This is a genomic window from Meiothermus sp. (genome assembly GCF_025060375.1).
Taxonomy (GTDB): Bacteria; Deinococcota; Deinococci; order Deinococcales; family Thermaceae; genus Meiothermus.
In genome coordinates this window covers 18964-40370 of sequence record NZ_JANXCG010000020.1, presented here as the reverse complement: position 1 = coordinate 40370, position 21407 = coordinate 18964, and the positions used below count along the sequence as shown (strand labels likewise).

Here is a 21407-nt window from a genome sequence, read left to right as displayed (position 1 = left end):
CGTCCTCCTAAAAGGCGAGCGTCTGAATTGCTCGGTGCCCTTTTGCGCCGGTCGGCAGGCGGTGGGCCACCACCTCGCCCAGCACCCAGACCGCCGGAGCCTCCACCGCCGCTCCCCCTGCGGCCACCTCGGCCAGGGTTGAGACGATGATCCGCTCATGAGGGGTCGTGCTTCTCTCTACGAAAGCCACCGGTTCCTCAGGTTTGCGGCCCAGCCTGATAAGGGCGTGGGCTAGCTCTACCCGCCGCTCCACCCCCATCAGGATCACCAGGGTTTCGGCTTGGGCCACCCGTTCCAGCGAAGGGTAGAGGCCTCCTGCGATCTGGCCGCTGACCACTGCGAAGCTGTGGGCCACCCCCCGCAGGGTAAGGGGGATTCCGGCCAGGGCGGGCGCGGCCAGAGCCGAGCTCACCCCGGGCACCACCTCCACCTCAATTTGGTGCTGGGCCAGAAAGGCCCACTCCTCCGCTCCGCGCCCGTACACCATGGGGTCGCCTCCTTTGAGCCGCACCACCTGCCGGTTGCTTCGGGCGTAGGCCAATAGGAGGCTTAGGATTTTCTCCTGCGCTTGGGTTTGGGTTCCTCGCGTTTTGCCCACGTAGATGCGGTGGGCTTTGGGATTAACCAGCTCGAGCACGTCGGGCGAGACCAGCCGGTCGTAGAGCACCACCTGGGCCTCCTGCAAGACCCGATAGGCCCGGAGGGTCAGCAGCTCAGGGTCGCCGGGGCCGGCCCCTACCAGGTAAACCTTCCCCCTCATACCGCCTCCAGGTGGGTCTCTGGAAAGGAGGTGGGGATGGGGCTTTGCGTTTGGGCGTAGAGGGCCTGCCAGAGGGCCGCTTTAGCCCGCTCCAGTTCGCCTAGCATCACCAGGTCCAAAGCCGCGCTGTCCACCAAGCGGTACCAGGCCGCCTTGCGGGCCTCAAAGTCGTGGGGGTAGGCCTGCTGAACCAGGGGTCGGAAGGAGCGCAGGAGCTCGAGGTAGGTGGCGTAGGCCGGGCCGTACTCGCCCGCCAGGCGCTCTTTGATGCGCACCCCCAGCGCGGGGGCTGCGCCGCTGGTGGAGACGGCCAGGATGAGGTCGCCTTGCCGGTGCACCGCGGGCAGGATGAAGTCGCAGTGGGCCGGGTCATCCACCGCGTTGAGCCAAACCCGCCGGGCTTGGGCCGCCTGGGCCACCAGGGCATTGATCCAGCGCCCCGCGGGGTGGGCCACGCACAGCCAGACCCCTTCCAGGTCGCTCGGAAGGAACCCTCGGCGATACCAGGTGATGCTCCCTTGCTCCGCAAGCTTTTCCAGTTCAGGATGGGAAAACGGAGAAACCAGCACCACCTGCGCCCCTGCCTGCACGAGGCGCTCCACCTTGAGTGCGGTCTCGGGCCCTCCCCCTACGAAAAGCACCGGCTTGCCCTGCAAATTCAGCATAACCGGAAAGAACATCTAACGGACCCCCTTGAGCACCAGGTGCGAGCCTATGAAGATGAGCCAAAACAGAAGACCCACACGGAAAGGCCGCTGGGCCACGTGTTGGGCCAGCAGGGCCCCGGTGAGGGAGCCTAAGAACCCGCCCAGGCCGAGCTTGAGGAGAAGCCCTGGGTCCACCTGTCCCAACGCAGCATGCAGACCGCCGCCCACCAGCCCCAGCCCCAGGCCGAACCAGATGTCGGTTCCCACCACGGTTTTGGGGCCAAGGCGGGTTCCGCTGAGTAGGAGAAGGGTGCCCAGCGCACCAGCCCCGGCAGAGGAGAAGCCCATCTCCAGCCCAATGAAGGCCGCTCCCAGCACCAGCCAGACCGGGTGCAGCACCTTGGGGCGGAAGTCCTTGCGAAAGGTCAGGTAAAGATTGGCTAGCGCACACAGAAGCACCGTGGCCCCTATGACCAGCAGAACCAGCTCGCGCTGCGACTTGAGTGCCCCCAGCGCCAGGCTGCCCATCGCGGCGGCCGGAACACCCCCCAGCAGCAAGAGCCCAAGGGTACGTCGGTCCACCAGGCCCTGCCGGAGGTAGACCAGCCCGGCCGGTATCTTGGCGAAGAAGGCATAGAGCAAGGAGGTGCCCACCGCCACCTCGACCGGTACCTCCAGAAAGAGGAGCAGCACAGGCGCGGTTAGGGTGCCCCCACCTACCCCCGAGAGGCCGATGGCCACTGCAATAAAGAAGCCGATCAGGACTTCCATTCCCCGCCTCCTTTTGGCCGATAGGCTTTGCGCAGAACCTCCGCCACCTCGGGGCGGGTGAACTCTGGCGGCAGGGCTTTCCCGGCCCTGAGAAGTTCACGTACCCGGGTTCCCGAGAGCACCAGGTGGTGCTCAGGCCCGTGCGGGCAGGTGCGGCGACTCACGATGGTTCCACAGCTTTGGCAGTGGAAGGTGTGCTCGAACCTCAGAATTTCTATTCCGATTTCCTCTGGGGAGAATTGGTCGAAAATTTCCTGGGCCTCGTAGGGGCCGTAGTAGGAACCCACCCCCGCGTGGTCGCGCCCCACGATGAAGTGGGTGCATCCGTAGTTCTTGCGGCTGATGGCGTGCAAGATGGCTTCGCGTGGCCCGGCGTACCGCATGGCCGCCGGGTACACCCCCAGCAGAACCCGCTCCTTGGGGTAGTAGCGCTCCAGCAGAACTTGGTAGGCCTGCATCCGTACCGCGGCGGGTACGTCGTCGCTTTTGGTCTGCCCCACCAGAGGGTTGAGGAACAGGCCGTCCACCAGCTCGAGGGCCACCTTGTGCAGGTACTCGTGGGCCCGGTGGATGGGGTTTCGGGTTTGGAAAGCCACCACGGTTTTCCAGCCTCTTTGTGCGAAGAGGGCCCGGGTCTCCGCCGGGGTGTAGTGATGCTCCGGGAATTCGCCCCGGGAAAGGCGGAAGAGCCAGACAGGGCCGGCCAGGTAGACCTCCCCTGAGGCCAGCAAGGCCGCTACCCCGGGGTGGGCCCGGTCGAGGGTCCGGTAGACCCGCTGTGCTTCGATTTCTTTGTCCGGTCGGTACTGCTCCTCTACCTCCAGAAGCCCCACCGTTTCACCCCGGTAGACCAAGCGGGCCCTCCGGAGGCCGCGTGCGGTTTCCGCGTCCACCCCAAGGGTGATGGGGATGCTCCAGGGAAGGCCATTCGCCAGGCGCAGGTGCTCCAAGACGCTGTGGTAGTCGGCTTGGCCCATGAACCCTTCCAGAGGCGAGTAGACACCGGTGGCGATGAGCTCGAGGTCGGCGTAGCTTCGCTCCGAAAGCTCCACTGCAGGCAGATGGGCGTAGGCTTCCGGTTCCTCTTCGTGCAAACGACTGACCAGCCGCCCTCCGTGGGGTGGGGGCAGGGTGGATTTATTTACAACATTTGTAATCTTTTCCATCGCAAAAAACCTCACCACTGGGGTTTGGATTTTAGCCTCCCCTTCCTAGAGGGCTTCTTTGCCTACCCAAAGCCCGCACTCGGTCTTGCCGCGCCCGGCCCAGCGGCCGGCTCGAGCCGCCTCCCCAGGCTGCACCGCGCGGGTGCAGGGCCAGCAGCCGATGCTCAGAAACCCCACCCAGTAGAGGGGATTGACGGGCAGGTCGTGGGCTTTGGCGTAGGCCTCCAGCCGCTCGCGCGTCCAGTAGGCGAGCGGATTGATGCGTATCCGCTCGCCTAGCTCTAAAAAGCCCAGGTGGGCCCGGGTAGGGGCCTGGTCGCGGCTGCGGGCATTGAGCAGGGCCGGGGGGTTTTTCTTTTCTATGTAGCTTCTGAGGGGGGCTACCTTGCGCGCAGCGCAGCAACCATCGGGGTCGGTTCGGTAGCGCTCCTGACCCCACGGCTCGGGCTCCAGGCCTGCTTCAAGGGTGACAAAGTGGAGGTCCGGATAACGCTCGGCCAGCCGGTCTCGGGTTTGCAGGGTTTCCGGAAAGTGGTATCCGGTGTCCACAAAGACCACCTCTCCCCGGTAGCCAGTTCTGTAGGCCAGGTCAATCAGCACCGTTCCGTTCAGGTTGAAGGCACTGGGCAGGAGAAGATTGGGGTAGGTCTCCAGCGCCCAGGCGATGATTTCCTGGGGGTGAGTTGCCTCACTCCAAGAGGGGGTCATGCGGGCACCTCCAACTGGATGCCAAAGGCTTCTAAGGCCTTCTCCAGCCGCTTTAGGCACTGGGGTAGGGTTTCTCGGTCGGTGCGGAGGTGCAGGTCGGGTTGAAGGGGAGGCTCATAGGGGTCGCTAACCCCTGTGAATTGGGGAATCTCGCCTCGGAAAGCCCGGGCGTAGAGGCCTTTTACGTCCCTCTGGGCCACCACCTCCAGCGGAGCGTCCACGAAGACCTCGAGCTTCCGCGGGGCCTGCGCCAGCACCTCCTCGCGGGTAGCCCGGTATGGGCTGATGGCGCTGACCAGCACAATGACCCCGTGCTTGGCCAGCAGGTTGGCCACATAGCCGATGCGTCGTACGTTGGTGTCGCGATCTTCCCGGCTAAAACCCAGACCTTTGGAAAGGTGCTCTCGTACCGCGTCCCCGTCTAGAAGCTCGGTGGCATATCCAGCCGCCTCGAGGCGCAATTGCAGGGCCCGGGCCAGGGTGGTTTTACCAGCACCGGAGAGACCGGTGAACCAGACCAGCAGCCCTTGAGGGTTCAGCCTCATCCCCATCCCCCTTTGAGCTCAGTAAAAACCAAGTTTACAGGTCGCATCCGTTTCCTCCCTTATCTTTACCTGGGCGGCTTCCGGCGGAACTCGGGGCGTACTCGGTACCAAGCCCAGCGGGTTTGGCCGTGAAACCCCCAGGCGGGTTGCCGCAGCGTTTTCGGGCTGTTCCCTCAGCTGCTTTGGAAAGGTTGGGATCTTTTTCTGGGCCTTGGGCCCAGACGATGGGTAGATTAGCATAGTTTACAAAATTTGTAAACATTTACCCTTTGACCAATCTGGCTCCGCCGTGTTTGACCAATCTGGCTTCGCCGTGGTATTTTTGAACCTGCGCTGCATGACGCCGGGGAGTAGCGCAGTCTGGTAGCGCATCTGCTTTGGGAGCAGAGGGTCGCTGGTTCGAATCCAGTCTCCCCGACCAAACCGCGTTCGTGCGGGAGTAGCTCAGTTGGCAGAGCGTCAGCCTTCCAAGCTGAATGTCGCGGGTTCGAATCCCGTCTCCCGCTCCAGGATTTCCAAAATTGCCCACGGCCCAAAAGAGAAGCAGCGGCGCTGGTGTGCGCCACCCCGTGCTGGAGCCCAGCCCCCACCGGCACGGGGTACGGCTTTTGGGGCCTGCTGGCTTTGCTCTTCCGTGGTGTGACGATTTTGTGACACTTTTTGGGGCATTTGCTACCGATAATCAGTCTCGTATGGAGCGGTTGGCGCTCATCGGGGTCTCTCAGCGGCGAGGGGGAAGCGCGGCTTTACAGGCCTGGAACGCCTGGCTGCAGACCCGGCTCGAGCCGCCGCCGGGGCTGGTGCGGGAGTGGGTGACCCTTCTAACCTGCAACCGGAGCGAGCTGGTGCTGGCTTTGGGTGAGGGGGTGGAGCTCGAGCAGCTCCGCCGGCAGATGGTCCCTCCCCATCTGCCCCGCGGCTACGCTTTTTCCGGAGAGGCCGCTTTGGAGCACCTGGCCCGCGTGGCGGCCTCCTTGGACTCGGTTAACCCCGGTGAGGACCAAATTATGCAGCAGGTCAGGGCGGCTTTTGAGGCGGCCTTGGCTGCCGGTACGGTGGGCCCCACCACCAGCTTTGCCTTTCAGAATGCCCTGCGCATCGCCAAGCGGGTGCGCCGTGAGGTGCCGCTGGCCCCGGCCCAGACCTCGCTCTTCAGCCTGGCCCGCCCAGCCTTGGAGGCCATGCTGCCCCGCCCTGCCCGGGTGGCGGTGGTGGGCGCGGGGAAGATGGGGAGCCTGGCCGCCCGTAGCCTGGCTAGCGTGGAAGGCCTGGAGCTGTGGGTGGTCAACCGCAGCCTGGCCAAAGCTATTGCCCTGGCCGAGAAGCTGGGGGCCAGGGCTTTGGGGCTGGACGAGTTCTTGGCCAGTCCCCCAGCCCTAGACGCGGTGGTGACGGCCACGCCCGTAGCGGGCCTTCTGGGGCCGGCCTTTTTCCGAAAGCAGCGCAGGCTGGTGGCGGTGGTGGACCTGGGGATGCCCAAAAACGTGGTGGCCGAGGCGGTGGGCGGCGCGGTGCTTTTTGACCTGGAGTATCTCCAGCGGCTTGGAGAAGAGCGCCGTGCGCGTTTGCGCGCCGACCTAGCGAGGGCCGAGCAGATTGTGCTGGAAGAGGTGGAGCAGGCGGTGGTGGAGTGGACGGAGCGTTCGATGGCCCCCGCCATTGCCCAAATGCGTGAGGCTTACCGCCGCACCCTGGAGGAGTTGGTGGGCGATCTGGTGACTCCGGAGACGATAGAGCGGCTGGCTCGGCGTTTTGTCCACTTTCCACTCAAGGGCCTGAGGGGGCTGGCCCGGCGGCACGGGGCCGAGGTGGCCCGGACATTTCTGGTAGAGGCCGGGTTGTGGGAGGCGGGGCGTGGCTAGGGTGCGCCTGGCTACCCGGGGAAGCCGCCTGGCCCTGTGGCAGGCCGAGTGGGTAGCCGGGCAGCTCGCTCGCCAGGGGGCCGAGGTGGAGCTGGTGGTTGTGGAGACCCAGGGCGACCGCGAGAGGCGCCCCTTTGCCCAGATGGAGGGCCAGGGGTTTTTTACCAAAGCGGTACAGGAGGCGGTGCTGGAAGGCCGTGCTGACCTGGCGGTGCACTCCTACAAAGACCTTCCAAGTGCCCGTCCGGCAGGCCTGGAGATCGCTGCGGTGCCGCCTCGAGAAGACCCCCGCGAGCTTCTGTTGGCGCGGCTCGAGGCCGTGGATCAAACAGCCCCCAACCTGCCTCTGCGGGCTGGGGCGCGGGTGGGTAGCAGCGCAGCCCGGCGGCAGGCGCAGCTTGCCCACCTGCGGCCCGACCTCGCCCTTATGGAGTTGCGGGGCAATGTGCCTACGCGGGTGGATAAGCTGCGGCAAGGTGAGTACGATGCGGTTCTTCTGGCCTATGCAGGGGTGCGGCGGCTGGGGCTGGACTTAAGTCCCTTCTACTGGCAGGTGCTTCCGCCTACGCTATTGGTGCCGGCTCCGGCCCAGGGGGCGCTGGCCCTGGAGTGCCGTGAGGACGACAGGCGCCTAAAAGCCTTGCTGGAGCCTTTGGACGACCCCTCCGCACGGCGCGCTGTTGCGGCGGAGCGCGGTCTTATGGCTCGCTTGGCCGGGGGTTGCCAGCTTGCCCTGGGGGCGCTGGCCCAGGAGACACCGGAGGGGCTGCGTCTCCTGGCCTGGTACGGGGGTCGGGTCTACCAGGCCCGGGGGCCGGACCCTGAGGCGGTGGTGGAGGTGGCCTTCAAGGACATTCGCGCCGAGCACCCGGAGGTGGCATGCGGATTGCCCTGACCCAGTCTGAAGGCCGTTTGGCAGGTTTGCAAGAGGCTTTAGAGGCCATGGGCCTCGAGGTCTGGCGGGTTCCCTTGGTCCAGACCCGTTTCCTGCCCGCCGACCTAACCCCCATTCAGGACTGCCGCTGGTGGCTTTTCACCAGCGTCACGGCCGTGCAGGCGGTGCGGGCCTTGGGGGCCAGGCTCGAGGGGCGAAGGCTCGGCGCGGTGGGCCCTGCGACCCGGCGGGCCTTGGAGGAGGCCGGAGGAGCCGTGGAGGTGGTGGCCCCGGAGGGACATGCCCTGAGCCTGGCCGAGGCTTTTCTGGCCCGGCGGCCCTTCGGTTTTGTGGGCCTGCCCCAAGGCAACCGGGCCCAGCCCCACCTGGCCCGGCGCCTGCGGGAGGCGGGCTACACCGTGGAGGTGGTGACGGTCTATGAAACCCTGACCTGTCCCTGGCCCCAGGGGCTGGAGGCCCCCGAGCTGATCCTGCTGGCCAGCCCCTCTGCGGTGGAAGCCCTGCCCGATGCGGTGGGGGAGAGGGCCCACAGCCTGGCCTTGGGCCCAAGCACTGCGGCGGCTTTGGAAGAGCGGGGCTGGCCCCACACCCTTCTGGCCAGCCCCAGTGTGGAAGCTGTTTTGAAGGCCATCCAGGACATCCGAGGTGAACCGTGCTCGACTTGAAGAGTCCAACCACCCTACCAGTGGACGCCGCCTTTCGGCTGGTTCAGCGGCCCCGGCGCCTGCGGGCCACGGCGGCTTTGCGGGACAGCGTGGCGGAGACCCACCTCCACCCCGCGGACTTCATCGCACCCTTCTTTGTGGTGCCTGGGCGGGGTCCTTCTGAGCCCATCGCGGCCCTGCCTGGGGTCTACCGCCACGGCCTGGACGGGTTTTTGCGGGAGGTGGAGCGGGCTTTGGGCCTGGGGGTGCGCTCCCTGCTCCTCTTTGGGGTGATGCCCGAGGAGGCCAAAGACCCCCTGGGCCAGAGCAGCGCTGACCCTGAGGGGCCGGTTCCCCAGGCCATTCGCGCGGCCCGCAAGGCCTTCGGGGAGGAAGTGGTCATTTTCACCGATGTCTGCCTCTGTGCCCACACCTCCCATGGTCACTGTGGGGTGCTGAAGGAAACCCCTCGGGGCCTGCGCATAGACAACGACCGCTCACTCCGTCAGCTTGCGGCCATGGCGCTTGCGCACGCCGAAGCCGGGGCCGACTTTGTGGCCCCCTCGGACATGATGGACGGTCGCGTGGGCTACATCCGCCGGGCTTTGGACGAGGCGGGCTTTGCCGAGGTGGGGGTTCTCTCCTACGCCGTCAAGTACGCCAGCGCTTTCTACGGTCCTTTCCGCGAGGCGGCCAAGAGCGCCCCCAGCTTTGGCGACCGGGCCAGCTACCAGATGGATGTGCGCAACGCCCGTGAAGCCCTGCGCGAGGCTGCTTTGGACGAGGCGGAGGGGGCCGATATGCTCATGGTCAAGCCGGCCCTGGCCTACCTGGATATCCTCGCCCGCCTGCGCCCCAGCACCTCGCTGCCCCTGGTGGCCTACAACGTCAGCGGGGAGTACGCCATGCTCAAGGCCGCTGCCCAGGCCGGGGTGCTGGACGAGGCCAGGGCGGTGCGGGAGGCGCTTTTGGCCATCAAGCGAGCAGGGGCCGACCTAATCGTGAGCTACCACGCCCTGGAGGCGCTCGAGGGGGGATGGCTTTAGGTGAGGGGTATGCTCGGTCAGATCCTGAGTAGGCGGGTGCCCTCTAAGAACTGGGGAAGGTGGCCCTGGCTCCAGCGGGTGCGCTGGGTCTGGGTGGCCTTCGGGCTGGTGGTGGGTTTTCTTCTGGCCCAGGTGGGCTGGTGGCTCGTTTTCCAGCGCAACTACATCCAGCAAAACATCGAGTACGCCGAAACCGCCTGGCTTCAGGAGGCTGCTTTGGTCCAGCAGCTTTGGGCCGCCACTGCGCCTGAGAAGCGCGCCGCCTTGCGGGCTGAGCTCAAGGAGGCTTTTCCCCACCTCGAGGTTGAGGGGGAGCGGGTCTATGTGAACCCCGAGCGGCTGGCGGCCTACCGGGCCGAGCAGGTGCGCTACCTGCGGATGTTCGCCTTTGAGGGGCCGGTGTTCTTGCTGGTGATGCTCCTGGGGCTCTACATCATCGCCCGCAGCCTCAGGAGCGAGCAGGAGCTCAAGCGGCGCCAGCAGAACTTCTTGATGGCCGCTACCCACGAGTTCCGAACCCCCCTCAGCACCCTGCGCCTTCTGGTGCAGACCCTCGAGCTGCGCGAGCTGCCCAGGGAAAAGCAGCTCGCCTACCTGGGCCACATGGCCCAGGAGGTGGCCCGCCTGGAGGACCTCACCGAGCGGCTGCTGGCCACCTCGAGGCTGGCCCAGGGGCTAGGGCAGGTCAGGCCGGAGCCCCAGGACCTGAACCAGGCCGCTGGCCGCTGCCTGGCCCGCCACCAGGCCAGCCTGAAGGCCCGGGGGGCGACCCTCTATTTTGAGCCCTTTCCTGGCCCGCTACCCGTGGAAATCGACCCCGAGGCGTTTGGCCTGGTCCTCTCTAACCTCCTGGACAACGCCGTCAAGTACAGCCCGGGCGAGCAGAAGCCGGTCTGGGTGCGGCTTCGGGCTGAAGGAGGGCGGGCCTTGCTCGAGGTTGAAGACCGCGGGGTAGGGCTGCCTAGGGCCGAGCTGGGGAGCATCTTTGAGCCCTTCTACCGGGTAGGCGATGAGCAGACCCGCCACACCCGGGGGCTGGGCCTGGGGCTTTACCTGGTGAGGAGCATCACCGAGCTGATGGGGGGCCGGGTTTGGGCCGAGGCCTTGCCCAAAGGCAGCCGCTTTGTGCTCACCTTTCCCCTATCGGAAGCCCCAGCCCTCCAGCCTGAAAGGAGGCCCGCATGAGGCCCCGGGTGATGCTGGTGGAGGACGAGCCCGCGCTGGCCGCGGCCCTGCAGGACAACCTCGAGGGCGAGGGCTATGCGGTGGAGGTGGTTCCCGACGGCCAGACCGCCCTGGAGCGCTGGAGGGCGTTCAACCCCGACCTGGTGGTGCTGGACGTGATGCTGCCCCGCTTGGACGGGCTTCAGGTCTGCCGCCAGATGCGGAGCGAGGGTTTTTCCACCCCGGTGCTCTTCCTCTCGGCCAAAGGGGCCCCAGAGGAGCGGGTGGAGGGCCTGCGGGTGGGGGGCGACGACTACCTGGCCAAGCCCTTCCACCTGCCCGAGTTTCTGCTGCGGGTCAGGAACCTGCTGCGCCGCCGAGCCGAGACCCCGGCCCAGGTCTACACCTTCGCTGGTCATCGCATTGACTTCCGGGCCTGGACCGTCTACCTGAAAGGTGGGCGCAAGGAGTTCCTGGGCGAGCGGGAGGTGGCCATTCTGCGGCTTCTGGTGGAGCGGGCCGGCGAGGTGGTGAGCCGGGACGAGATCCTGGACCGGGTCTGGGGCCAGGAGGTCTTTCCCAGCAGCCGCACCATTGACAACTTCGTGGTGCGCCTGCGCCGCCTGTTTGAGCCCGACCCGCAAAACCCCGTGCACTTTCACACCGTCTGGGGGGTGGGCTACCGCTTCACCCCTGAGCCCGAGCCCAAGGAGCAGCCGTGAACCCAAGCCCGACCCGGACCACCCCCTCCCTTTTCCTGCGCGCTGCCTGGGGAGAGGACACCACCCGGGCCCCCCTCTGGCTGATGCGGCAGGCCGGGCGCTACCTGCCCGAGTACCGGGCCATCAAAGCCCGGGCCAGCTTCTGGGAGATGGTGCGCACCCCCGAGCTGGCCGCCGAGGTTACCCTCCAGCCGTTGAGGCGTTTCCCGCTGGACGCGGCCATCCTCTTCAGCGACATCATGACCCCCCTGCCCGCGATGGGCGTGGCGGTGGAGTTCAGCCCCGGCCCGGTGGTGGCTGAGCCGCTGCGAAGCCCGGCCCAGATTGAGGCTCTGCGGCTACCCGAGGTGGCCGAGCTGGCCCCTTTCGTGGCCGAGGCCATCCGGCTGGTGCGACGGGAGCTCCAGGGCCGAGAGGCCGCCCTCATCGGTTTTGGTGGGGCCCCGCTGACCCTGGCCACCTACCTGGTGCAAGGGGCTGGCTCCAAGGACTACGAGGTGTTCCGGGCCTTTTTGCGCCAGGAGCCTGCCCTGGCCCACCGCCTGCTGGAAAAGCTGGCCGAGGTTACCCTCCGCTACCTGCGGATGCAGGTAGAGGCCGGGGCCCAGGCCATTCAGCTCTTCGACTCCTGGGCTGGGCTTCACGATCCCCAGACCTACCGCACCTTTGGTCTGCCCTACAACCGGTGGGTCCTCGAGGGGCTGGGCGGCCTGGGGGTGCCCCGCATCTACCTGGCGGTAGGGGCCAGCCACCTCTACCCCCTCATCGCCGAGCTGCCCTGCGAGGTGGTCAGCGTGGACTGGCGGATGAGCCTGGCCCAGGTTCGGTCCTTTTTCCCAAACCGCGCTCTGCAGGGCAACCTTGACCCGGCGGTGCTCCTGGCCCCGCCGGAGGTCATCGCCCGGGAGGCCCGGGAGGTGCTCCGGGCCGGGCGGGGCGGCCCACACATCTTCAACCTAGGCCACGGGGTGATCCGTACCACCCCCCCGGAGCACGTGGCCTACCTGGTGGAAGTGGCGCACCAGTTTGACCGACACGGCGAGGAATCCCTATGAGTGAAAACGAAACCCGTGAGTACAAGGAGAAGGAAACCCGGCGCATGGTGGACCTGGACCCGGCGGGCCTGGTGAGCCGCAAGGCCCCCGACCGGGCCAAGCGGCAGTTCATGAACTACGCTTTCTTCAAGCTAGACCCGGCCTTTCGCCGGCAGAGCCGAGAGTTTGTTGAGGCGGCCAAGGCTGAATTTGCCGAGGTTTGCGAGCGCTGGGCAGGGCGTGGAGAGGGCTTTATCCTGCGGACCTACAGCCTGGTGGGGTTGCGGGCCGATGTGGACTTCATGCTCTGGCGCATCAGCTTCCATGTTCCCGATTTTCAGGCCATGCAGCGCGAGCTGAACCGCACCGCCCTGGCCGGTTACCTGAGCCAGCCCTACTCGTTCCTCTCCATGCAGAAGCGCTCCATCTACGTGGACCGCTTCAACCCCGAGGGGGAAGGGGTGCAGCTTTTGCCAGGACAGGGGCAGTACCTGTTCGTCTACCCCTTCATCAAGACCCGGGCCTGGTACGACCTCTCCCCGCAGGCCCGGCAGGGCATGATGGACGAACACATCTACGTTTCGGCCCCCTTTACCGGTGTGACCCTCAACACCTCGTATTCATACGGCATCGACGACCAGGAGTTTGTGGTGGCCTTCGACTCCAACTATCCCCAGGAGTTCCTCGATCTGGTCCACCGGCTGCGCTTTACCGAGGCCAGCCAGTACACCCTTCGGGATACCCCGATGTTCACTTGCCTGAAGAAGGACATTCGCGAGGTGCTGGACGACCTGGCCTAGGGACGAGGTTTCCATGAACGTGCTTTTGATGGCCTACGGAACCCCTTACCGCCGTGAGGAAATCGAGCCCTACTACACCGATATCCGCCGGGGGCGGCCCCCCAGCCGGGAGCTTTTGGCTGAGCTCGAGGAGCGCTACCACCAAATTGGCCGTAGTCCCCTGAGCGAGATTACCTTTGCTCAGGCGATTCGGCTTGAGGCTGCCCTGAACGCCGCCATGCCCCTCTTCCCGGAGCCCTTGCGGGCCTCCCCCGGCCCCAGGGTGCGGGGCCCAGCCCGTGTCTACGTGGGCACCAAGCACTGGCATCCCTTCATCGCCGAGGCGGTGCGGGCCATGGCCGAGGACGGGGTGAAGCGGGCGGTGGGGGTTGTGGCCGCCCCACACTTCTCCAGCCGCAGCATCGCCGAGTACCGCCAAAAGGTGGAGGAGGCCCTGGCCGGTCTGGGGTGGCCCTTCGAGTTTCGCCTGGTGGAGGCTTACCCCGACCACCCAGGCTACGTCGAGGCCCTGGCCAACCGGGTCCTGGAGCAGCTTTGGCGGCTGCGCGAGCCCGGAGCGGCCCTCTTTCTCTTTACCGCCCACTCCATCCCCGAGAAGTCGGCGCAGGATGGGGTTTACCAAGCCCAGGTGCGCGCCACTGCCGAGCAGGTGGCCAGAAGGCTGGGCCTCCTCCACTGGGATGTGGCTTGGCAGTCGGCCGGCCGCACACCGGAGCCCTGGATTGGCCCAGATGTGAACGAGCGGTTGGAGAGGGCCGCGAGCCAGGGCTTCAGCGAGGTGGTGGTGACCGCGGTGGGGTTTCCCTCGGACCACCTTGAGGTCTTCTACGACCTTGATTACGAGGCCCAGAACACTGCCGCTCGGCTTGGCCTGCGCCTCTTGCGCACCCGTAGCTTGAATGCAGACCCCGACTACATCGGGGTGTTGCGAGACCTGGTGCTGCGGGAGTGGGCCTTGTTCCCGGCTCTGGAGCGATCGCCCTGATGGCCCGGCTGCTGGTGGTGGGAGGTGGGGTAGCCGGGCTTTCTGTGGTTCACTACGCCCGTCAGGCTGCTCCTGAGCTCCAGATTACCCTGCTCGAGGCCGACCTTCGCCTGGGGGGCAAGGTGGCTACCCTGCGGGAGGATGGCTTTGTGGTTGAGGGGGGGCCTGACGCGGTGGTGCGCTACAAGCCCTGGGCCCTGGCGTTGATGCGCGAGTTGGGCCTGGAGGCCGAGATAGTGGGCACCCTCCCAGCCCGGCCCTCGGCCCTGATCCACGATGGTCGGCGGGCCTTGCCGATTCCGGCGGGCTTGCAGATGGTGGTGCCGGGCGACCTGGTGGCCCTGGCCCGAAGCCCTCTTCTGAGCCCTTTGGGAAAGGCTCGAGCCCTCCTTGACCTGTTTTTGCCCAAGGGCCCCCCTGGGGATGAGGCCTTTGGCGCCTTCATCAGGCGGCGGTTGGGCCAGCAGGTTTGGGAGCGTCTGGCGGCCCCGCTTTCCGGGGGCATCTACGGCGGGGACCCCGCGGAGCTTTCCACCTTGGCCGCCTTTCCCCAGCTCAAGGCTTTGGAAGCGGCCCACGGGAGCCTGATTCGGGGGGCCATGCGCCAGCGCAGGGAGCGGGGTACCCGTGAGGGAGGCCAACTCTTTGCTTCCCTGAGGGGGGGGCTTGGGGCGGTGGTGGAGGCGCTTAGGGCTCGGTTGGAAGGGGTGGAGCTCCGGCTTGGGGTAGAGGTGAGTGGGCTCGAGCACCGGCAGGGATGGCGGGTACACACCCCTGAGGGTTCCTTCCTTGCGGATGCGGTGGTGCTGGCTACCCCAGCAGGGGTGAGCGGGCGGTTGCTGGAGGCCCTTCACCCCGAGGCGGCCCGGGCCTTGCGCCAGATTCCCTATGGCCCTTCCGCCACGGTGACCCTAGCCTTTGAGCAACGCCATCTGCCGCCCCGGGTGGGTCACGGCCTGCTCTTGGCGGCGGGAAGTGGCTTTGCGGCCCGGGGTTTCACCTGGACCGACCAGAAGTGGCCTGGCCGGGCCCCGGAGGGCGTGGGGCTGGTGCGGGCCTACTTTTCGGGGTTGGAAGCCAGCGAGGAGGAGCTGGTGGCTCTGGCCCGGCGCGACCTCGAGCGTCTTTGGGGACGGGTACCTTCGCCGCTGCGAACCTGGGTTTTTCGCTGGTCCCAGGGGCTTCCCCGCTACACCCTGGGCCATCAGGAACGCGTGGCCCAGGCCATGCGAGCTGAGGAGCTGCCCGGTCTCTTTCTGGCTGGCGCTGCCTACCAGGGGGTGGGACTGCCTGAGGTGGTTCGGATGGGGCAGGCAGTGGCTGTCCGGGCAGTGCGGTTTTTGCAGGCTGGGCCTGCGGCCTCCTCGTGGCTGTAGAATGGGGGTATGCGCCCTCCAGAAGACCTTCCCCCCCGGGGGGAGCTGAAGCCCGACTGGAAGGACTTTGTGGCCCTGGTAATAGCGGCTTACTCTCTCCTGCTTCCCCCTCTGCTCCTGATTTTTGGCGTGGCGGCCCTGGCCCTGCTGTTGTTCAACCTCCTTTTCTGAGGCGGTTCTGAGGCGGTTGTTTGGCGCTGAAGAGCCCCCCTCTCGAAACCTGAGGGGTCTCCCCACGGATGTATGCCGGGGGAGTGCCGCCCTCCCAGACTAGGCCTGGCCCGCCTCTTGACCCGGGGTGGTCCAGCCCTGGGCGGGGTCCCAGGGATAGACAATCCAAGCGTCGGTCTCGGCGGCGTAGTAGTCTGGGGCTTCGCCGGGGTAGCGGTTCTTCTTGGGCTTGTAGTGGAGCACCGCAATCTGAGCCCTTCCTCCTGCCAGCCTGATCCGCTCCCGCACCGCTACGGCGGTTTTTCCGGAGTCCCAGACGTCGTCTACTACAAGAACCCGCTTTCCGTAAAGCAGGTGGTCGGAGGGAAACTGGAGGAAGACCGGGTCCTGGATGGTTTCGCCCACATCGGTGTAGAACATCACCGCAGCGGTGAGGATGTTGCGCTGGTCGGTGGCCTCCGAGATCAGGCAGGCCGGTATCATCCCCCCGCGGGTGATGGCCAGGATGCAGTCGAACTCACGGGGGTTGACCTGGCCTAGAAGCCTCGAGACGAGCTGGGTAATGTCCTGCCAGGTCAGGTACAGCTTGCCTGCGTACTCCTGGGCCTCGCTCATAACTACCTAGCCTATGGGCTTGTCCAACTCGAAAGCGCTGTGCACCGCTCGGAGCGCAGCCTCGGCGTACTGGGAGGGGATGATGGCGGAGATGCGCACCTCGCTGGTGGCAATCATCTCTATGTTGGCCCCTACGCTGGCCAGGGCCTGGAACATCCGGGCTGGGATGCCCGGGGTAGAGGCCAGGGCTACCCCCACGATGGAGATCTTGCACACGTCCCGCCGGAGCTGGGCCTCCCCACCTATCTCGGCGAGCACCGGCTCGAGCGCCTCCATGGCTTCCTCGGCGAAGTCCTGGTTGACCGTGAAGGCCATCTGGGTGCGGCTGGGCTCATGTCCGGGAACCCCCTGGATGATCATGTCCACCGCCACCCCCTTCCGCCCTAGGGCCTCAAAGACCCGTGCGGCGATCCCCGGCCGGTCGGGGATGCCCACCAGGCCAATCTGGGCAATTTCGTCGTCGAGGGCCACACCCGTCACTGGCCGATCAAGTTCCATGCCGTCCTCCGTCACCAGGGTTCCAGGGTTGTAGGAAAAACTGCTTCTCACGTGGATTCTCACCTTGTAGCGCTTTCCGTAGTAAACCGCCCGGGGATGCAGAACCCGCGCGCCCAGGGCGGCCATCTCGAGCATCTGGTCGTAGCCAATCTTGGGGAGCTTTTGCGCCTCAGGGATGGTGTGGGGGTCGGTGGTGTAGACCCCCTCGGTATCGGTGAAAATCTCGCACTCTTCAGCCCCCAGGGCTGCTGCAATGGCCACTGCGGTGGTGTCGGAGCCACCCCGCCCCAAGGTGGTCAGTTCGCCCTCTGGGGTTGTGCCCATGAAGCCTGCTATGACCGCTACTTCGCCCCGCTCGAGGGACTGCTCTATCAGGGTAGGCTCCACCCGTAGAATGCGGGCGTCCCCGTAGCGACCGTCGGTGGTGATGCCAATCTGGTGTTGGGTGAATCCCCGGGCTGGAATGCCCATGGCGTTGAGTTGCATGGAGAGGAGCGCTACAGATTGCTGCTCCCCGATGGTGGTGAGCATGTCCAGCTCCCGCTGGGGCGGACGTCTGTTGACCCTTTTGGCCAAGGCGATGAGCTCATCGGTGGTGCGCCCCATGGCGGAGACCACTACGGCCAGTCGGTGGCCCCTCTCGCGGTAGTGGCCAATCCGCTGGGCCACCTTATGGATGCGGTCCAGGTCGCCTACGCTGGTCCCACCGTATTTCTGAACGATAAGCGCCATAGCTAGCAGTGCATGCTATCACGCTGTGCTCTGAGCGCCAATAGCGGTGCGGGGGCCCTGTGGCGAGGTGGGTGCCTACCCTGACCACGAAGGGCTAAGGTTTCCTGATGACTGGGGTCAACCTTTGCGGGTTTTGATGAAGCGTGGATGCGGCCTTGGTATAGTTAACCGAAAACGGGGGTGGAAAATGCAGGACGAAATTACCCTGCGCGAGGTTCTCCTGATGCTCAGGAGGCAGCGGAAGGCGTTGGTAGGCCTGCCGCTGGGGGCTGTATTGCTGGCCGCTGTGTACGCTTTTCTCATTGCGGACAAGGAGTACACCTCCCAAGCTACCCTAAGCCTCTCCGGTGAGCGAATTCAGGCTCAGCTGGAGGAGCGCATACAGCTTCAGCAGAACAACCTGCTGCCCTTTGAGGCCGTGCGGGCCATAGCCTTTTCAGAGGAGGTGGTGGGGGGGGTGTGGCAGGCCCTAGACCGGGAGGGGCTTCTTCCGCCCGCCTGGCGGGATTCCGATGTGGCCCAGGGGTTCGAGCGGATGGTTCGCTACTTCGACATCAAGGAGGCAACGCGTAGGGGCACGAACAGCGACAACCAGGTTTTGATCGTGCAGATGAGCGTGCGTGCCCCATCGCCTGCTCTGGCCAGCCGGACGGCGAACCTCTGGGCTGAGGAGGTGGTAGGGGTCATTAACCGCGTACCCTACCGGTGGATGGATGGCAGCCTGGCCTACCTGCAGAGGAGTCTACAGGAAGCCCAGGAAAAGTACCAGGCTGCCCAGGCCCGCTGGCTCGAGGTAAGCCGGAAATCCTCGCTCAGCGCCGATAAAATAGAGCTGGAGCAGCTTGTTCAGGAGCGGGTGCGCCTGGGCCAGTCCATCGCCTCTCTTCGGGCCGATCTGGCGGGGACCCGCGCGCGCCTGCGGGCCTACCAGGAGGCCTTGCAGAGCCAGAGGGTGCAGCTGGCCAGCAACGCTCCCCCGGAGCAGATTGCCCTGGTCAACCGCTCATTTGAGGCCGCGCGGGAGAGCCTGCGGCAGGAGACCGAGCGCCTGCGCCGCTCGTTCGAGCAAGCGGCCATGGAGCAGGAGGCCTTTCGCAGGCGGGAGCGCATCGCCGAGCTTCAGCTTCAACTTGACCGCTTCGCTGCGCGTTTGGGCGAGATCGCGGTGCGCCTGGGCTCCATCGCCACGGAAAAGGCCAGCAAGCAGGCCGAGCTGCGGGAGCTGGAGTCCCTGATGGCCCGAGAGCCGCGCTTGCTCGAGGTTATGCGGGAGGTGGTGGTGGACCCCGTGGTGGCGATGGCGGTAGGCCAGGGCAACTGGCCCGCCCTGGAGTCCTTGCGGCTTAGGGTGCAAGAGGTTAACCCAGCCTACCAGACCCTGTTCGCGCAGGTGGTCTCGCTCAGGGCTGGGCTGGAGGGTCTTGAATCCAGCGAGCGAGCCTTGCGGGAGGAGGCGGCGCAGGTGCAGAGGAGACTGGATGCTGCCCGCTCGCTTCTGGCCTCGCAGCTGCGCGAGCGAGAGCGCCTTGGCCTGGAGTTTGCCGCCCGCAAGGCAGCCTACGAAGCGCTGCGGCAGCGCTATGAGCAACTCTCCCAGCTTTCCTCACAGGAGGTTTCCTTCGACAGCCCTAACCCCGAGTACCTGCGCCTGAGGAGTGCCTTTTGGGAGGCTGAGGCAGAGCAGGCGGCGCAGCAAAGCCGGCTGCTGCAGCTGGAGAAGCGTCTGGCCTGGGTGGATGGCCGGGTGGCCTTCCTGCGCGGCCGGGTGGCCCAGGCCCAGCTCGAGCAGGAAAACGCCGAGCAGGCCCTAGGGGTGAGCAAGGATGTCTACCTTGCCCTGGTGCAGAAGAAAACGGACCTGGAGATCCAGGCCGCAGCCTCGCAGAACACGGCCCAGCTTTTGGTCAGGGCCTACCCGGTGTACCAGGAAACCTCGCCCAGGCGGGCCCTCATCCTGCTGGCTGCGCTGGCGGTGGGCTTGTTGCTGGGGTTGATCTACGCCCTTGTGGCTGAAGCCCTGCAGGTTGCCCCCGCCCGGCCCTCACCCACAGGCCAGGGCTAGCCTTCTTCTCATCAAAAAATAATTGGCTTTCGCGTATTTCCAAAAACCGCAGATAACTTGCCAGACCACAATTCCGGTGCTAGATTCATGGCGCAAGTCTGAAATGCGCCGACGCGACCCCCCATCAGGGCGGGCGGACTTGTGTTAGCTGGAGGTCTGGCATGGATAAAGCGAAGGCAGAGGCTTACTGGAGGGCCAATACGACCCTTATCCGGAACCTGCTCATCGTCTGGGCAGTGGTCTCGTATGGCTTTGGGATCGTGTTGGTGAGTCTGCTCAACAACATCAAGCTGGGGGCGCTTCCCCTGGGCTTCTGGTTTGCCCATCAGGGGGCCATCATCATCTTCGTGATCCTGATCTTCATCTACGCTGCGCAGATGAACAAGATCGACCAGCAGTTTGACGTGCACGAGTAGGAGGCGGCCTGATGAGCGTTGAGCTGTGGACCTGGATTGTGGTTTTTCTTACCTTCGGGCTCTACATCGGCATCGGCATCTGGGCCCGGGTGCGCGAGACCGAGGGCTTTTACGTGGCCGGGCGCGGGGTGCCCGCGGTGGCCAATGGGATGGCCACGGCTGCCGACTGGATGAGCGCGGCTAGCTTCATCTCCATGGCTGGGCTCATCTCCACCCTGGGTTACGACGGCGCCATCTACCTGATGGGCTGGACCGGGGGGTATGTGCTGCTGGCCCTACTCCTGGCCCCCTACCTGCGCAAGTTCGGTAAGTTCACCGTGCCCGACTTTGTGGGGGACCGCTACTACTCCCAGACCGCGCGCGTGGTGGCGGTGATAGCGGCCATCTTCGTCTCGTTTACCTACGTGATCCCCCAGCTCGTGGGGGTGGGCACGGTCTTCGCCCGCTACCTGGGGGTGCCCAGCATCACCGGTCTGTGGATCGGGGTGGCCGTAACCGCCCTGTTCGCGGTGCTGGGGGGAATGAAGGGCATCACCTGGACCCAGGTGGCCCAGTACACCGTGCTCATCATCGCCTACCTGATCCCCGGCTTCGCTATCGCCAGCATCCTGACCGGAAACCCCATTCCCCAGCTGGCCCTGACCTTCTCCGACATCACCACCCGGCTCAACCAGATCCAGGTAGACCTGGGCTTTACCCAGTACACCCAGCCGTTCCAGAGCTTTGACATGCTCAACATCCTGCTCATCACGGCCTGCTTGATGTTCGGAACGGCGGGTCTGCCCCACGTGATCATCCGCTTCTACACCGTGCCCACAGTAAAGGACGCACGGGCCTCGGCGGGCTGGGCTCTGCTTTTCATCGCCCTGCTCTACACCACCGCGCCGGCCATCGCGGTCTTCGCCCGCTACAACCTCATCAACACCCTAAACGGCAAGAGCATCGAGGAGGTGAAGCAGATTGACTGGGTGGCCAAGTGGGAGAAGACCGGTCTGCTCCGCTTTGTGGACAAGGATGGCGATGGCAAGATCACCATCGCTCCGGGGCGGGCTTTCAACCTGATTCCGGGCACCAACCGCCCCGACTTCAACAACCCTAACCCCAACTCCAAAAACGAGGTGTTCATCAACAACGACATCATCGTGCTGGCTACCCCAGAGGTGGCCAAGCTGGCCCCCATCATCATCGCGCTGGTGGCTGCGGGTGGCCTGGCTGCGGCGCTGTCCACTGCATCGGGGCTGCTCATCGTTATCTCCTCGGCGCTCTCCCACGACCTCTACTATCGCATCGTCAACCCCCGGGCCACCGAGGCCCAGCGCCTGCTCATCGCCCGCATCGGCATTCTCCTGGCGGTGCTGGTGGCCGGTTACTTCGGGCAAAACCCCCCGGGCTTCATCGCCCAGCTGGTGGCCTTTGCCTTTGGGCTGGCCGCCAGTAGTTTCTTCCCAGCCATTCTGCTGGGTATTTTTGACAAACGCACCACCCGTGAGGGGGCCATCGCGGGGATGGTGGTGGGGCTGATCTTCACCGCCAGCTACATCATCGGCACCAGCTACTTCGGCATGCCCCGATGGTTCTTTGGTGTGAGCCCGGAGGGCATCGGCACGGTGGGAATGGTGCTCAACCTTGTTATTACCTATGTGGTTTCTCGCTTGACCCCCGAACCTCCCAAAGAGGTGCAGGATCTGGTGGAGTCTGTGCGGATTCCCCGCGGGGCCAAGGAGGCCCACTACCACTAGTCTCTACCCTGGCCTGGGGCGGGCTTGGTCCGCCCCGGCCCTGGATTTT

22 protein-coding genes and 2 tRNA genes are annotated in these 21407 nt (G+C 65.5%); 16 read left to right on the top strand and 8 right to left on the bottom strand.

Annotated features, from left to right (window positions below):
- Nucleotides 1-7: 7 nt before the first annotated feature.
- Genes cobA through cysC form a run of 6 tightly spaced genes read right to left on the bottom strand, consistent with a single transcriptional unit; the run spans nt 8 to nt 4597 of the window.
- Nucleotides 8-760, bottom strand: a complete 753-nt coding sequence (cobA, locus tag NZ849_RS02835; protein ID WP_295403862.1) for a uroporphyrinogen-III C-methyltransferase — start codon at nt 758-760, stop codon at nt 8-10.
- Nucleotides 757-1440, bottom strand: coding sequence for a bifunctional precorrin-2 dehydrogenase/sirohydrochlorin ferrochelatase (locus NZ849_RS02830; protein ID WP_295403859.1), 684 nt, complete (start codon nt 1438-1440; stop codon nt 757-759). The genes cobA and NZ849_RS02830 overlap by 4 nt, the downstream gene beginning before the upstream one ends.
- Nucleotides 1441-2178, bottom strand: coding sequence for a sulfite exporter TauE/SafE family protein (locus tag NZ849_RS02825; RefSeq protein ID WP_295403856.1), 738 nt, complete (start codon nt 2176-2178; stop codon nt 1441-1443).
- Nucleotides 2166-3344 (bottom strand): sulfate adenylyltransferase, encoded by a 1179-nt coding sequence (gene sat, locus NZ849_RS02820; protein WP_295403854.1) that lies wholly within the window; start codon nt 3342-3344, stop codon nt 2166-2168. The genes NZ849_RS02825 and sat overlap by 13 nt, the downstream gene beginning before the upstream one ends.
- A gap of 45 nt (nt 3345-3389) precedes the next feature.
- The gene (locus NZ849_RS02815) at nt 3390-4052 is read right to left on the bottom strand and encodes a phosphoadenylyl-sulfate reductase (protein WP_295403851.1); all 663 of its coding nucleotides are present in this window, start codon (nt 4050-4052) and stop codon (nt 3390-3392) included.
- Nucleotides 4049-4597: an adenylyl-sulfate kinase gene (gene cysC, locus NZ849_RS02810; RefSeq protein WP_295403849.1), complete on the bottom strand. Its 549-nt coding sequence runs from the start codon at nt 4595-4597 to the stop codon at nt 4049-4051. The genes NZ849_RS02815 and cysC overlap by 4 nt, the downstream gene beginning before the upstream one ends.
- A gap of 344 nt (nt 4598-4941) precedes the next feature.
- Between cysC and NZ849_RS02805 the strand changes: the two genes are divergently transcribed.
- The 13 genes from NZ849_RS02805 (at nt 4942) to NZ849_RS02745 (ending at nt 15296) form a co-directional block, all read left to right on the top strand.
- Nucleotides 4942-5018 (top strand) — tRNA-Pro (locus NZ849_RS02805).
- Between the two features lie 12 nt (nt 5019-5030).
- Nucleotides 5031-5106 (top strand) — tRNA-Gly (locus NZ849_RS02800).
- Between the two features lie 183 nt (nt 5107-5289).
- Entirely contained in the window at nt 5290-6459 is a 1170-nt protein-coding gene (locus tag NZ849_RS02795) for a glutamyl-tRNA reductase (protein WP_295403846.1), read from the top strand.
- Complete coding sequence (hemC, locus tag NZ849_RS02790) at nt 6452-7354, top strand: hydroxymethylbilane synthase (protein WP_295403842.1); 903 nt, start codon at nt 6452-6454, stop codon at nt 7352-7354. Before NZ849_RS02795 ends, hemC begins: the two co-directional genes overlap by 8 nt.
- Entirely contained in the window at nt 7339-8019 is a 681-nt protein-coding gene (locus NZ849_RS02785; protein ID WP_295403839.1) for a uroporphyrinogen-III synthase, read from the top strand. The genes hemC and NZ849_RS02785 overlap by 16 nt, the downstream gene beginning before the upstream one ends.
- Nucleotides 8007-9044 carry a porphobilinogen synthase gene (gene hemB / locus NZ849_RS02780; RefSeq protein ID WP_295403837.1) on the top strand — a complete coding sequence of 346 codons (1038 nt, stop codon included), beginning with the start codon at nt 8007-8009 and terminating at the stop codon, nt 9042-9044. The genes NZ849_RS02785 and hemB overlap by 13 nt, the downstream gene beginning before the upstream one ends.
- Before the next feature lie 9 nt (nt 9045-9053).
- Nucleotides 9054-10229 (top strand): HAMP domain-containing sensor histidine kinase, encoded by a 1176-nt coding sequence (locus NZ849_RS02775; protein WP_295403835.1) that lies wholly within the window; start codon nt 9054-9056, stop codon nt 10227-10229.
- Nucleotides 10226-10930: a response regulator transcription factor gene (locus NZ849_RS02770; RefSeq protein ID WP_295403832.1), complete on the top strand. Its 705-nt coding sequence runs from the start codon at nt 10226-10228 to the stop codon at nt 10928-10930. The genes NZ849_RS02775 and NZ849_RS02770 overlap by 4 nt, the downstream gene beginning before the upstream one ends.
- The gene (hemE, locus tag NZ849_RS02765) at nt 10927-11985 is read left to right on the top strand and encodes a uroporphyrinogen decarboxylase (RefSeq protein WP_295403829.1); all 1059 of its coding nucleotides are present in this window, start codon (nt 10927-10929) and stop codon (nt 11983-11985) included. The genes NZ849_RS02770 and hemE overlap by 4 nt, the downstream gene beginning before the upstream one ends.
- Nucleotides 11982-12764 (top strand): chlorite dismutase family protein, encoded by a 783-nt coding sequence (locus NZ849_RS02760; protein WP_295403826.1) that lies wholly within the window; start codon nt 11982-11984, stop codon nt 12762-12764. The genes hemE and NZ849_RS02760 overlap by 4 nt, the downstream gene beginning before the upstream one ends.
- Before the next feature lie 13 nt (nt 12765-12777).
- Entirely contained in the window at nt 12778-13749 is a 972-nt protein-coding gene (hemH, locus tag NZ849_RS02755) for a ferrochelatase (protein ID WP_295403823.1), read from the top strand.
- Complete coding sequence (gene hemG, locus NZ849_RS02750) at nt 13749-15125, top strand: protoporphyrinogen oxidase (protein WP_295403924.1); 1377 nt, start codon at nt 13749-13751, stop codon at nt 15123-15125. The genes hemH and hemG overlap by 1 nt, the downstream gene beginning before the upstream one ends.
- A gap of 9 nt (nt 15126-15134) precedes the next feature.
- The gene (locus NZ849_RS02745; protein WP_295403820.1) at nt 15135-15296 is read left to right on the top strand and encodes a hypothetical protein; all 162 of its coding nucleotides are present in this window, start codon (nt 15135-15137) and stop codon (nt 15294-15296) included.
- A 99-nt stretch (nt 15297-15395) separates the two neighbouring features.
- Here the strand turns inward: NZ849_RS02745 and NZ849_RS02740 are convergent, their stop codons facing one another.
- On the bottom strand, nt 15396-15911 hold the full coding sequence (locus tag NZ849_RS02740; protein ID WP_295403817.1) for a phosphoribosyltransferase: 516 nt from the start codon (nt 15909-15911) through the stop codon (nt 15396-15398).
- Nucleotides 15912-15917: 6 nt separating this feature from the next.
- Nucleotides 15918-17141 carry an aspartate kinase gene (locus NZ849_RS02735; protein ID WP_295403814.1) on the bottom strand — a complete coding sequence of 408 codons (1224 nt, stop codon included), beginning with the start codon at nt 17139-17141 and terminating at the stop codon, nt 15918-15920.
- Between the two features lie 187 nt (nt 17142-17328).
- On the opposite strand from NZ849_RS02735, the gene NZ849_RS02730 reads away from it, so the two are divergent.
- The 3 genes from NZ849_RS02730 (at nt 17329) to NZ849_RS02720 (ending at nt 21358) form a co-directional block, all read left to right on the top strand.
- Nucleotides 17329-19203 (top strand): Wzz/FepE/Etk N-terminal domain-containing protein, encoded by a 1875-nt coding sequence (locus tag NZ849_RS02730; protein ID WP_295403812.1) that lies wholly within the window; start codon nt 17329-17331, stop codon nt 19201-19203.
- Nucleotides 19204-19364: 161 nt separating this feature from the next.
- Complete coding sequence (locus NZ849_RS02725) at nt 19365-19619, top strand: DUF4212 domain-containing protein (protein ID WP_295403809.1); 255 nt, start codon at nt 19365-19367, stop codon at nt 19617-19619.
- An 11-nt stretch (nt 19620-19630) separates the two neighbouring features.
- A complete protein-coding gene (locus NZ849_RS02720; RefSeq protein ID WP_295403806.1) occupies nt 19631-21358 on the top strand; it encodes a sodium:solute symporter family protein in 1728 nt (575 codons plus the stop codon).
- Nucleotides 21359-21407: the final 49 nt, after the last annotated feature.